This window comes from Bacillus sp. FSL K6-1284 (assembly GCF_038002625.1).
GTDB classification, from domain to species: domain Bacteria; phylum Bacillota; class Bacilli; order Bacillales; family Bacillaceae; genus Bacillus; species Bacillus paralicheniformis.
Map to the genome: position 1 here is coordinate 596,285 of NZ_JBBOCW010000001.1, position 12,330 is coordinate 608,614.

Sequence of the window (12,330 nt, forward strand, 5' to 3'; positions counted from 1 at the left end):
ATATTGAAGGGAACGATCAAAAACTTTGGCTTTAGTAATTATTAATGTTTTAAATCTATACGAGTGCCACCTCATGTCAAAGTCAGAATAATTATTATAGGAGGTAACATATGTTTAAGTTTAAAAGGAATTTCTTAGTTGGATTAACGGCAGCTTTAATGAGTATTAGCTTGTTTTCGGCAACCGCCTCTGCAGCTAGTCCAGACTACTGGCAAAATTGGACTGATGGCGGCGGAACAGTAAACGCTGTTAATGGGCCTGGCGGGAATTACAGTGTTAATTGGTCTAATACCGGAAATTTCGTTGTTGGTAAAGGTTGGACTACAGGTTCGCCATCTAGGACAATAAACTATAATGCCGGAGTTTGGGCGCCGAATGGCAATGGATATTTGGCTTTATATGGTTGGACGAGATCACCTCTCATAGAATATTATGTAGTGGATTCATGGGGTACTTATAGACCTACTGGAACGTATAAAGGTACTGTAAAAAGTGATGGGGGCACATATGACATATATACAACTACACGTTATAATGCACCTTCCATTGATGGCGAAAAAACTACTTTCACGCAGTACTGGAGTGTTCGCCAGACGAAGAGACCAACTGGAAGCAACGCTAAAATCACTTTCAGCAATCATGTTAGAGCATGGAAGAGTCATGGAATGAATCTGGGTAGTATTTGGTCTTATCAAGTCTTAGCGACAGAGGGATATCAAAGTAGTGGAAGTTCTAACGTAACAGTGTGGTAACAGATCATCTTTAATCAGGGGTAGCGGCTGTTGATCGTTCCTTGAGACATTTTATAATCATTGTTAATGTGAGTGACTAAGAGGCGACGGTCTTTTAGTTGGGATTCCAATGTATTCCTCGGAGTGGGGAAAACGATTGTTTAGGCCTTGATAGGAAAACACTGGATTAAAGGGAAAGCAAGGTTATAGAATTTGAACCAGTATAAATTTTAAAGCAGGCATATGCCTGCTTTATTTTAATGCGCTATTAATGATTTTTGCATGTATTCCATCTGATTTGTACCCTGCAAGTATTTCCTCAGTTGCTTCATTCGTAAAGTGAGGAATTCCTTTTATTTCGGCTAATTTTTCTCTGAAATTTTCAACCGAAGAGCAAATTGAAAAATACAAAGAACGAGCAAGAAGAACAGAATATGATCATTGGAAGGATTGAATTATATTTAGACTTTTCTGTTGTGAAGGCACGAGCTTTTACAACAAATATAAAAGGGTAAATCGAGGATTCCGTCAAATAAAAATAACTCCAGGATAGCGGTCGAGGGTTCGAATTAACGAAAAAAAAAGACAATAGTGAAACCTCTTTTTTGTCATCAATCTCATGGATAGACCATGTTAAAAAAACAAAAAAATCTTAAGAATCACTTTGGTAAGCTTTACGGAATTCGTTTGAAAAGCTTACTCCATTTTTACTCCATAATTCTTAAAAAACAATGAAATTTTATGTAATTGGTGTAAAGAAATACAATGAAAGCAAGCTTTCTTAAATCGTGATAAGCTTCCACTTTATCGAGGGCCTAGTGGGGGCAACCCCGTGAGGGTCAAGTCCTCTCGGCCGCATACCAATAATACCGAGGGTTTAATTACCTTTAGTATTATTTTTTTGCAGAAAATACGGCAATAAATGTACCGTGTGGTGGAATCTGCAAGTATATTTGGCACTAAAAAAGTGCTGACCTCTGCACAAAACCGTTGTGCGAGTCTGCACTTTTATTCGCAAGATACACTGCCGGTTATCATCGATTAGTTGTTTAATCCGTTCTTAGGTGTGCTGATATTTGGTTTTTAGAAGCTTTTTTTAAGTGGCTAAAACCAACAAATTTTTTGCTTTCTTCATCCCACAGGCGGAACTTTAATGACTTAAGACTTGTTGCCAGTGTAATGGTCGGAACGTTTTGCAATGGTTTAATGTTGTTATGCACTTCTTCAAGCTTATAGTTTGGGACTCTCGGGCTTAAATGATGAACATGATGGAAACCGATATTGCCTGTTAGCCATTGCATGACTTTTGGAAGCTTATAAAAAGAGCTTCCTTCAACTGCTGCTTTTACATATTCCCAATGCTCATCTTCTTCAAAATAAGAATCCTCAAACGTATGCTGAATATAAAACATCCAAATTCCGAGAGATCCCGATATCATAAAAATTGGCGCCTGAACCAGCAGGAAGTTTTGCCAGCCAATAGCCCAGCATAAAAGTGCTGTCAAAGCGACGATTCCCAGGTTCGTTACATACGTATTCATCCGTTCTTTGCGTTTTGCCCCTTTACGATTAAAACGATTGGTAATCCCGAAGACGTAAATCGGCCCAATCATAAACATAACAAACGGATTTCTGTACAAACGGTACATTATTTTTGTCTTAGTTGAGGCTTCCTTATATTCTTCAACGGTCAGTACCCAAATATCGCCTGTACCGCGTTTGTCCAAGTTGCTGCTTGTCGCATGGTGGACAGAATGGTCGCGTCCCCAGTGATCAAAAGGATGCAAAGTCAGAATTCCTGTAATTGTTCCAAGGATTCGATTCGCCATTTTGTTTTTAAAAAAGGAATAGTGGCAGCAATCATGAAAGATGATGAAGGTTCTCACTAAAAAACCTGCCGCAACGATAGAAATCGCTAATGTTAGGAAATAAGAAATCGACAAACTCTTATATGCCAAACACCATAACAGGAAAAATGGTACCAATGTGTTAATGATTTGAGAAATACTTTTTTGTAAATCGGAGTTTTCATAAGGTGTAACCAGTTTTCTCAAAGTCTTTAGGTTTTGGTCATTCATTTTTTTAAGTTTCCCCTTCCCTGATGAGTATCTAAGTGTACGTTTTATTGCCTTTGAAGTCCCAGTGTCATACATCATATAAGTATCGTTCTTAGCCCTCTTTATTGGAAACTCGAAACTGATTTGCAGAGTTGGCCGGGATACAAAAGGCGTATGAAAATTATACCCAGCTCTTTATCGGGCAAAACTCTCTCCCTGCTTCCCTATGGGAATTGTTCTTTTTAGACCGTGAACATTGATTGTTTGAGGAACAGACATCATGAACAAGAAACAGCAGAGCTTTTTAAAGAAAATCAATTTTAGCAAAGAAAAAGGTTTGAAGACACTCGCGATTCATTTTCACGGTGTTTTCAAACCTCTTAGACATGTATACATTTGATGCAGAATAATTGACGCCTACCGCTTCCGCACTGCTATCCACACGTTTAAGAAAAAATGCCATGAACAAAACGATAATATGATTTGCAATTATTTCCGTTTCCTGTTATGATAAAGAAGAATTATTTTTGTTCGGTGTAAAGGATAGTATGAATATTGACTTTTCGTCTTGATGATACTTTGGGCAAGGATAGTAATACAATGTGCGGTAACGCACTAGGAGGCAACAAAAATGGAACAAGGTACAGTTAAATGGTTTAATGCAGAAAAAGGTTTTGGATTTATCGAACGTGAAAATGGAGACGATGTATTCGTACACTTTTCTGCAATCCAAAGTGACGGATTCAAATCATTAGACGAAGGTCAAAAAGTAACATTTGACGTTGAGCAAGGTCCTCGCGGAGCTCAAGCTGCTAACGTTCAAAAAACTGCTTAATCTTCAATCGTTTATACAAACAGGCTCTTTATATAGGGCCTGTTTTTTTTATGTTCTCTGTATAATGCTTAATAAAAAACCCTACTCAACGTTCGAGTAGGGAGGTGGTAAAAGGTAATAGAAAAAGATTTAACGCTTCAAAGGTTGTTTACAGTATAACATAATCGATTGACAAAATGCGGAATTTATATAAATTTTTTATTTTTCTTTTCAATTACAACTACTACTTTTTCTTTCTTTTGGTTACATCTCCTTCATGCAAAGTTCAACAGTATTTTTCCATTCAAACCCGGCTGTTCATAATGCTTCAACGCATCATAAAAATCTTCAAAATTATATACTTTTTCTGGAGCATTGATGACCATTCTTCCGCTCTCAACGAGCTTAATCACCTGCGAGAAGCGATTTCGGTATTCAGAAACGGAATGTCTCTCGTTCCAAAGTCTTAAGGCGAATAATTGTGGTGACACATGGTATACATTGTGTAACTTTCGCCAATCGTTTGGTATACCTGACAACAGACCATAACTGACAAACGTTCCTTCAGGTTTTAACGTCCTCGCCAGCAGTTCGCCGCTTTCTCCTCCAACAGAGTCAATTGCATGGTCAACACCGATGTCGCAAGCATCAGAAATCTGTTCATATATAGAACCGTTGGAAGCGTCGATGACTCGCCATGCCCCAAGTTTTTGAAGTTTTTCTATCTTGCGGCTGTTTCTTGTAATGACAATTAAACGGAATCCCAGTATAGTAGAAATTTGCGCAAACAAACCTGCAATAGATGTACCTCCGCCATTCATTAACACAATTTCATTCGGCTGAACACGCAATGATTCCGTACAAATTAGCCAGGCTGTTAATGGATTAATATACAGTTGACTGGCGTCGTTATCACTTATTGATGGAGGCAGCTCTATTGCATAATCAGCTTTGGTGGTTACATATTGTTGCCAAGTTCCCTCTCCTCTTACAGGGAGGACCCTTTTTCCAATCAATGATGGTGATACATCTTTGCCCTGATCTATGACAATTCCCACACCATCATATCCTGCAACAGCCGGCAGCTTAATTCTATGAGAATAGGCCCCTCTAATTGGAAGCAAATCTGATGGATTAATTGGACTGGCAATCATTTTGACAAGAATTTCATTTGGCTGAAGAGGAAGCTTTTCTCCGGTATATAGCTGTAATTTTTGAAGCGGATCACCAAATTCCTTATATATTAATGAAACATTATTCATGATTTGTTATTGGCTCCTTAGTTTAATACTTCTATAAATAAACTTGCACTCTTTTGAGATTATGTCAATATTGTCTTTGTTTTTAGCTCCTAGTGTAAGTGCAGCTTCTACTACAGCGCAGACACAACAAAGAAATATCACCCAGACTGTTAGCTATCCATCTGTAGGACAACTGTCTCAAAAAGAAATTCATATCATGGCGCTCATGATAATCCTAAACATCAAAGAGTTTCCATACTCAGCACTGGGCTTCGGCGTTAGCCAAAAAATTAGCTTAACAAGCACTCCGGTACATACTTGAAAGAACCGTGATTGCTAAAAAATTATGCCAAAAAGGCGAAAAACGGTTTTTATAAAGTAGCAAACTACATTGAAAAAGTTCAACATTCAAGAAAAATGAATTGCTGCATTTATAAAAGCCGGACTTCCACCTGATGTTGTCGATTTAGTACCTATTACTTAAAGTCGCCGTCTAACTTGTCCGTCATTTCTTATAATTGTTTTATAAACAGCACAACCATATAATAGAACGAAAAAAGGATGGCGTATCATGCCGATCAATTCTTTTGAAAACTATCCGATGAGCTGGAAGCCATCGATTGATAAAACTGAAAAGCCCATTTATAAAGCACTTGCAAGGCAATTGGAGCAGGATATAGTGAACGGAGTTTTATTGCCTGGAACAAAACTTCCTCCTCAGCGGGAACTGGCTGATTATTTGGATTTAAATTTGAGTACCATTTCAAAGGTGTTTAAAATGTGTGAGTTAAAGGGCCTGTTAAGTGCAACTGTTGGGAGCGGCACATTTGTATCGTATGATGCGTTATCGAATGCGTATTTACTTGAGGATACAAAGCCAAAGCTCATTGAAATGGGCGCAACACTGCCGGATCATGCTTCTTACGAGCCGCTCATGCTCCATTTGAGCAGCATGCTGCAAGAGACAGATTATGAAAAATGGTTTGGTTATGGCCGGGCGGGCGAAAGCCTTTGGCAAAAGGATGCAGCTGTAAAGCTAATTCGAAGAGGCGGTTTTGAAACAACCGTTGAGCACATTTTATTTGCAAATGGGGGACAAAATGCGATCGCTGCCGCATTGGCGGGTCTTTGTAAGCCTGGAGACCGCATTGGTGTTGATCATCATACATATCCCGGATTAAAAACTGTTGCATCAATGCTAAGTGTGCAAATCGTACCGATAAAATCCGAGAACGGTGAAATGAAGCCGGAGTCACTTGAATATGCTTATAAAAATGAAAACATTACAGGCATTTATTTGATCCCGGATTACCATAACCCGACAGCGTCCTTTATGTCTGTAGAGAATCGAAAGGTCATTGCAGAAATTGCAAAAAAGTATAATTTGTTTATTATTGAAGATGCATCGTACCATCTTCTTGGCAAAAATCCACTTCCAGCCCTTGCATCATTCGCGCCGGAACAGGTGATCCATATCGCAAGTTTATCTAAATCATTGGCACCGGGGCTGCGACTGGCGTATGTTGCAGTGCCGTATCAATTTAAGGAGCCGGTTTCGAGGGCGCTTTATAATTTAAATATAACGGTTTCCCCGCTATTAGCAGAACTTGCTGCGCGCACGATTGTATCAAATCAATTTGAAGTCTTAATTGAGGGGCATCGTGAACAAACGATTTGCAGAAACCAAATCGCAAATCGATATTTTGCTGACTATACGTGTTTAGGTGGTGAAACAGGCATCTTTCGGTGGTTGTTGTTACCGGGTGGGATTACAGGTGCTGAATTTGAAAAATTAGCTGCTGAACATGGAGTGCAAGTGTATGCGGCTGAACGCTTCGTAGTTGGGAATAGTTGTCCGGAAAGGGCGGTAAGGGTTTCTGTATGTGCACCAGAAACGCTCGAAGAGCTTGAAAAAGGATTAATAATCCTTAGGCGCTTGCTAAACGATCTTGCCTAATTATTGTCCGCCATACAATTTCAATATTGTATGGTTTTTTTGCACGTGTTATGATGATTCAAATCTAGTTGGAGGTTGATCAAGGAAGGCAGGTTAGATCATGCTGCACAAAGAAAGTGTAAAATCGTTAGACGTTCAATCAGCTTCATTAAAAAGCTACATTGGTTCCCCAGAAAAACAAAAAACGTTATACAAGCGTACATTATTTGTTGTAAGTGTTTCACAAATTTTTGGCGGTGCAGGGCTGGCGGCAGGAATTACTGTCGGTGCCCTTATTGCTCAGCAAATGCTCGGAACGGATGCTTACGCAGGGGTCCCGACAGCTTTATTTACTTTAGGATCAGCGGGGGCAGCCTTATTTGTAGGCAGACTTTCTCAATTCTATGGTCGTCGTACAGGTCTTTCAGCCGGTTTTATGATTGGCGGACTTGGAGCAATAGGAGTCATCATTGCAGCAATCATCAATAGTATTTTCTTATTATTTGCTTCATTGCTTATTTACGGCGCTGGGACAGCGACAAATTTACAAGCTCGTTATGCAGGTACGGACTTGGCAAATCGTAAGCAGCGGGCGACTGCTGTCAGTGTGACGATGGTTATGACGACATTTGGCGCGGTTGCGGGCCCGAATTTAGTGAATGTGATGGGGGATTTCGCCCATTCTATCGGTGTTCCGTCATTAGCGGGCCCTTTCATTTTAGCCGCGGCGGCATATATCTTAGCAGGTGTTGTTCTTTTCATCATGCTTCGTCCAGATCCATTAGTTATCGCAAGAACAATCGAATCGATCAAGCAAGAACCAAGTGATAAAGGACATTTGACAACAACTGAACACACAGAAAACAAAAGAGGCATAATTGTTGGTGCAGCCGTTATGGTTCTTACCCAAATTGTAATGGTCGCTATTATGACAATGACACCGGTTCATATGAGACATCATGGGCATGACTTGGGTGCAGTTGGTCTTGTTATTGGCTTTCATATAGGTGCCATGTATCTCCCTTCACTTGTTACAGGGGTTCTTGTTGATAAGTTGGGACGTACTGCAATGGCAATTGCATCTGGAACTACGCTGCTTCTGGCAGGCTTAATAGCAGCATTTGCACCGGGAGATTCTATGGTTCTTATCGTAATTGCTCTTTCTTTGCTGGGATTAGGGTGGAATTTTGGTTTGATAAGCGGGACTGCACTGATAGTTGATTCAACTGAAACGGCCACACGGGCGAAAACACAAGGTACGGTGGATGTTCTGATTGCGTTGTCAGGAGCTGCCGGCGGAGCATTGTCCGGAATGGTTGTGGCAGGCTCAAGTTATCTAACATTATCACTTACTGGAGGAATTTTATCCTTATTACTCATTCCTGTGGTGGCATGGTCTCGTGAAGGTAAAAGATAAGCCGGATGCATTCAATTCGGGAGTCCAAGACAAAAACTTAGTATAAATCCCTCATTCGTTTCGATAAGAACACATTCATGTTGCTTGAACAGTAACATTTTATGCCCAAAATACAAATTTCAAATGCTTGAAATAACTTTTGTAACGGACAAAATACTTTCACTTTTATTGAAGTCCTTATGGGAGCACCCCCCGTGAAGGTTCAAGTTTTCTCGGCAGTATCACCGGAATACCAAGGGTTATGAGTCCTTGGTATTTTTTTCTTTTTTGTTTTTAACTATGTTAGGCTTTGGTAAAAGGTCGAATAGATAACAAGGAGGCGCAAAATGGGGAAACTCTCAACTTATCTATTGAAAGTTTGGCTCGCAATACCTAGATGGCTCAGAATGTTTACTTTAAGTGCAATCTCCATATATGTTTTATGGTCATTGTTCATTAATGGAGTGAAAAATATATTTAGATTATCTCTCTCTTCCTTGATTGTAAGTCTAATAGCTTCCGGAATCATATTGATGATTTTCAATAAAAGTTCTGTGAAAAAGTAGGGAGTGGCATTAAAAACATTTCTTATCGTAATATACGAGCGTCTGTAAAGCGGCCTAATACTTTTCCAGCAAACGGCATAAAAAAATGAAGAACAAGCCCTCCTAAACAAACGGTTAATAAAGTTCCGATGCCAATCGGTCCTTTTAAGATGACGGCCGCTGTCAAGAAGACGAGGTAAATGATGGTTCTCGAAACAAATATGTTGGTTCTCGTTAATTCTTTTATGATGAATGTGAATCGGTCAATTGGCATTGGAGCAAAATTTGTGTATAAGTATGTCGCGGTTCCTAAACCTGTAACAACCAAGCCGATTCCAAAACAAATCACTTTGCTCCACCATTGTTCTGGTGTGTCAAAAAAGTGCAGGAAAAAAAGCCACATATCAATGCCGATCCCCGTTATAAACGCCGTTAGCATCCCTGAAACTTTCGGTCTTTAGCTTTTTAAAAAAGAATTGCAGCCTATGAATAGCAAAGCAATGATGACTTCCCAACTTCCCACAGTAAGCCCCACATGTATGGACAGTCCCACCAAAAGTGCGTCAAAAGGCGAAGCGCCAAGATCTGATTGAATCGTAAAAGCAATCCCAAGGGTTAAGATTAAAATTCCTAATACATAAAAAACATATTTCACTTTACTCGCCCTTTTTATTGCAAATACAACAAAATTCCGGTATATTTAATGTACGTCATTTATGTTGTATTTGCAACAAAAACATGTTCGAAAGGAGTTTATGATGAAGGATATTCTTCGTGAAATTGGAATGATTGCCCGGTCTTTGGATTCTATAAGCAATATCGAATTTAAAGAACATGACCTGACAAAAGGGCAATATTTGTACCTTGTCCGAATATGCGAAAACCCGGGAATCATTCAGGAGAAGTTAGCTGAAATGATTAAAGTGGACCGGACCACCGCAGCCCGCGCTATAAAAAAACTTGAAATGAAGGGCTTTATTGAACGGAGAGATGATGAATATAACAAAAAAATAAAAAAACTCTTTCCGACGGAAAAGGGGAATGAGGTATTTCCTTTTATAAAAAGAGAAAATGATCATTCGAATCGTGTGGCATTAAAGGGGTTTTCCGAGGGGGAAGCGGAGACCATCTTCAATCTTCTTCAAAGAGTAAGAAAAAATGTAGAAAAAGACTGGGAGGTCGTGAAAAAGGGGAACAAGAGAAATTATTGACGGCATAAAGGAGCGGCAGATTGAAATGACAGTAAATATAAAAAGGTGCACCCTTGAAGACTTACAAAATCTTCAAGAAATTGGTTGTGAAACATTTAATGAGACATTTAAGCATCAGAACTCGCCGGAAAATATGAAGGCCTATTTGGAAAAGGCGTTTCACTTAACACAATTAGAAAAAGAACTATCCAACAGCGCTTCGCAATTCTTTTTTGTCTATTGTAACAATGAAATCGCTGGTTATTTAAAGGTCAATACTGATGAGGCCCAAACTGAAAAAATGGGTGATGAATCACTTGAAATTGAGAGAATTTATATCAAGAACGAGTTTCAAAAACATGGGCTTGGCAAATATCTGTTCAATAAAGCTATGGAAATTGCGAAGGAACTGAATAAAAAGAAAATCTGGCTGGGCGTATGGGAAAAAAACGAAAACGCAATTGTTTTTTATAAGAAAATGGGGTTTGTTCAAACCGGTGCTCACTCTTTTTATATGGGAGATGAAGAACAAACGGACTTGATCATGACCAAAACACTCCTATAACTTTTTTGAAAGGAGGATGACGATGTATATTCCAAAATATTTTAAAGTCGAAAATGTTGATGAAATTTTGGATTTTGTCCAAAAAAACTCTTTTGGCACGATTGTTACGACAGAACAAGGGAAGCCAATCGCTACTCATTTGCCTTTGGGGTTCAATAAAAAAGGTGATGATTACTATATCACCGGCCATGTCTCTTTTGGAAATCCGCATTGGAGAACTTTTGAAACCTGTCAAGATGTGCTTGTTATGTTTCAGGGGCCGCACGCATACATTTCTTCTTCCTGGTATGGGCATGAGGATGTTCCAACATGGAATTATCAAGCCGTCCATATATACGGTCAAGCAAGCATTCTAGAGAGAGATGAATTAATAGAAGAATTAACAATTATGATGGGAAAATACGAAAAACACCGAGAAAATCCAATTTTATGGGATAACCTTTCTCCTCAACTTTTAGAAAGACAACTGAAAGCGATTGTCGGGTTTAAGATTAAGGTGGAAGACATTCAGGCTGCATATAAATTAAGTCAAAACCGAAATGATACAGACTACATGAACATCATTGATCAATTGCAAAATGAAGGAGATCCCCATGCGGAGCAATTGGCGGCAGTGATGAAAAAGAGGCTGGAAAATTAAATATAAATCCACCTTCAACCTCATGCAGGAGTTAAAGGTCGGAATCAGAGCCGTCATTTATGCAGCATCTTAAAGATCGAGCGGGAAATGAAAAGGCAGGCCGAATGGTTAGGTCGAATCATCTTTGTCGAAGACTTAATGGGGTCGCAGCCCGCGAAAGTTCAAGTCTCTCGGCCGCATCATAGGAATACCAAGGGTTATGACCCCTTGGTATTTATTTATGGAGGGTTTCGACTCCATTATTTTGTTGTTGTCCCGTTTATGAAATTATTGATTTAAAATAGGGATTTCACTAAGCAATTTCTTCAAATGAATAGAGTCCCACGGCAAATGTTCGGTTATACCTAATCCAACTACATCCGTTTCGGAAGAGAGTTCTTTCAGAAGATGAAGCAGGTGCGGCATTTGCATTGTTCCCTCAGGAGAAAAATTTAGATGTGCTTCAGGATTGGCGAATAATAAAGAACGAAACGCCTTCGGATCAAGCACGTCTAAATCAAGGTGTATGGCCAGATACTTGATGTTGCTTTCTTTTATCCATTCTTTTATAGACTCGGTACTGGTCATTAACTTTTTAGTTCCGGCAGTTCTAATTCCAAGTCTTTGAATCACTTCAGTGTCGGGTTCTGTGGGAGTTATACCGAGTCTTTGAAGTACTTTTGATATCACTTTTGTTTCTTCTTCTGTAGGAGCTGCTAATCCAGCAATAAAGACATTTTCAGGTTTAAGGGGAATGTTCACATGTTTTGCGAACTCTTCATCTCCTTCTCCCAAAAGATTTCCGAGCGGTAATGTATGACCGTTATCATATCCGGCATATCTAACTAAATCGCTGTGAGCATCAATCCAAATTAAACCTAAGTCCCCGCCGTATCTTTCGTTTAAATAAGCAAATGGTGCTTGTTCGACTAAGCAGTCACCGCCAAACATGACAATGCGATCCGGCTTATGGGCATGAATGATATGCTGAGCAGCCTCCAATTGTTCCAGCAGTTGTTTTCTCCCGTTTATTCCGTTTTCGTTTTCAAGCGGAGTTCCATCATAAGTTTGAACCGGAACATGAATAAGGGGCTGATCATTTTCAGGAGCCAGCCAAGCAAGCAGTTCCGCTCCAAAAGAGTAGTTGGGATTGTTTCCCCCTTGCCATTGCGGCATCAACAGACGTATCGTTTTTTTAGCCATGTTATCGTCTCCTTTACTTCAAATTACGGTTAG

General features: G+C 39.5%; 10 protein-coding genes and 1 pseudogene. 7 read left to right on the forward strand and 4 right to left on the reverse strand.

What is annotated here, in order from left to right; all coding sequences use genetic code 11:
• Window positions 1-110 precede the first annotated feature (110 nt).
• On the forward strand, window positions 111-752 hold the full coding sequence (locus tag MHB72_RS03005; protein WP_145654112.1) for a glycoside hydrolase family 11 protein: 642 nt from the start codon (window positions 111-113) through the stop codon (window positions 750-752).
• 1,028 nt (window positions 753-1,780) lie between these two features.
• Here MHB72_RS03005 and MHB72_RS03010 read toward each other — a convergent pair.
• Window positions 1,781-2,809 carry a fatty acid desaturase gene (locus tag MHB72_RS03010; RefSeq protein ID WP_216921811.1) on the reverse strand — a complete coding sequence of 343 codons (1,029 nt, stop codon included), beginning with the start codon at window positions 2,807-2,809 and terminating at the stop codon, window positions 1,781-1,783.
• Window positions 2,810-3,419: 610 nt separating this feature from the next.
• Here MHB72_RS03010 and cspC point away from each other — a divergent pair.
• Window positions 3,420-3,623, forward strand: coding sequence for a cold shock protein CspC (gene cspC / locus MHB72_RS03015; protein WP_003179166.1), 204 nt, complete (start codon window positions 3,420-3,422; stop codon window positions 3,621-3,623).
• Between the two features lie 254 nt (window positions 3,624-3,877).
• Here the strand turns inward: cspC and MHB72_RS03020 are convergent, their stop codons facing one another.
• The gene (locus tag MHB72_RS03020) at window positions 3,878-4,864 is read right to left on the reverse strand and encodes a zinc-dependent alcohol dehydrogenase family protein (RefSeq protein WP_216921810.1); all 987 of its coding nucleotides are present in this window, start codon (window positions 4,862-4,864) and stop codon (window positions 3,878-3,880) included.
• A gap of 550 nt (window positions 4,865-5,414) precedes the next feature.
• Here MHB72_RS03020 and MHB72_RS03025 point away from each other — a divergent pair.
• Both MHB72_RS03025 and MHB72_RS03030 read left to right on the forward strand, forming a co-directional pair.
• The gene (locus MHB72_RS03025) at window positions 5,415-6,800 is read left to right on the forward strand and encodes an aminotransferase-like domain-containing protein (protein ID WP_216921809.1); all 1,386 of its coding nucleotides are present in this window, start codon (window positions 5,415-5,417) and stop codon (window positions 6,798-6,800) included.
• Between the two features lie 97 nt (window positions 6,801-6,897).
• Complete coding sequence (locus MHB72_RS03030; RefSeq protein WP_216921987.1) at window positions 6,898-8,196, forward strand: MFS transporter; 1,299 nt, start codon at window positions 6,898-6,900, stop codon at window positions 8,194-8,196.
• Between the two features lie 567 nt (window positions 8,197-8,763).
• Here MHB72_RS03030 and MHB72_RS03035 read toward each other — a convergent pair.
• A pseudogene (locus MHB72_RS03035) lies at window positions 8,764-9,375 on the reverse strand (YczE/YyaS/YitT family protein).
• A 103-nt stretch (window positions 9,376-9,478) separates the two neighbouring features.
• On the opposite strand from MHB72_RS03035, the gene MHB72_RS03040 reads away from it, so the two are divergent.
• From MHB72_RS03040 to MHB72_RS03050, 3 genes are read left to right on the forward strand one after another with little or no spacing between them, the layout of a single operon-like run.
• Window positions 9,479-9,931, forward strand: a complete 453-nt coding sequence (locus tag MHB72_RS03040) for a MarR family winged helix-turn-helix transcriptional regulator (RefSeq protein ID WP_216921808.1) — start codon at window positions 9,479-9,481, stop codon at window positions 9,929-9,931.
• 25 nt (window positions 9,932-9,956) lie between these two features.
• Window positions 9,957-10,475 (forward strand): GNAT family N-acetyltransferase, encoded by a 519-nt coding sequence (locus tag MHB72_RS03045; protein WP_216921807.1) that lies wholly within the window; start codon window positions 9,957-9,959, stop codon window positions 10,473-10,475.
• A gap of 22 nt (window positions 10,476-10,497) precedes the next feature.
• Window positions 10,498-11,115, forward strand: a complete 618-nt coding sequence (locus MHB72_RS03050) for an FMN-binding negative transcriptional regulator (protein WP_216921804.1) — start codon at window positions 10,498-10,500, stop codon at window positions 11,113-11,115.
• Between the two features lie 267 nt (window positions 11,116-11,382).
• On the opposite strand, the gene MHB72_RS03055 is transcribed toward MHB72_RS03050, so the two are convergent.
• Entirely contained in the window at window positions 11,383-12,297 is a 915-nt protein-coding gene (locus MHB72_RS03055; RefSeq protein ID WP_145654116.1) for an arginase family protein, read from the reverse strand.
• Window positions 12,298-12,330: the final 33 nt, after the last annotated feature.

What these genes read in the sequence shown, in the direction of transcription:
- MHB72_RS03005 (WP_145654112.1), top strand. Translation starts at nt 111, where the DNA reads ATGTTTAAGTTTAAAAGGAATTTCTTAGTTGGATTAACGGCAGCTTTA.
- MHB72_RS03010 (WP_216921811.1), bottom strand. Translation starts at nt 2,809, where the DNA reads ATGAATGACCAAAACCTAAAGACTTTGAGAAAACTGGTTACACCTTAT.
- cspC (WP_003179166.1), top strand. Translation starts at nt 3,420, where the DNA reads ATGGAACAAGGTACAGTTAAATGGTTTAATGCAGAAAAAGGTTTTGGA.
- MHB72_RS03020 (WP_216921810.1), bottom strand. Translation starts at nt 4,864, where the DNA reads ATGAATAATGTTTCATTAATATATAAGGAATTTGGTGATCCGCTTCAA.
- MHB72_RS03025 (WP_216921809.1), top strand. Translation starts at nt 5,415, where the DNA reads ATGCCGATCAATTCTTTTGAAAACTATCCGATGAGCTGGAAGCCATCG.
- MHB72_RS03040 (WP_216921808.1), top strand. Translation starts at nt 9,479, where the DNA reads ATGAAGGATATTCTTCGTGAAATTGGAATGATTGCCCGGTCTTTGGAT.
- MHB72_RS03045 (WP_216921807.1), top strand. Translation starts at nt 9,957, where the DNA reads ATGACAGTAAATATAAAAAGGTGCACCCTTGAAGACTTACAAAATCTT.
- MHB72_RS03050 (WP_216921804.1), top strand. Translation starts at nt 10,498, where the DNA reads ATGTATATTCCAAAATATTTTAAAGTCGAAAATGTTGATGAAATTTTG.
- MHB72_RS03055 (WP_145654116.1), bottom strand. Translation starts at nt 12,297, where the DNA reads ATGGCTAAAAAAACGATACGTCTGTTGATGCCGCAATGGCAAGGGGGA.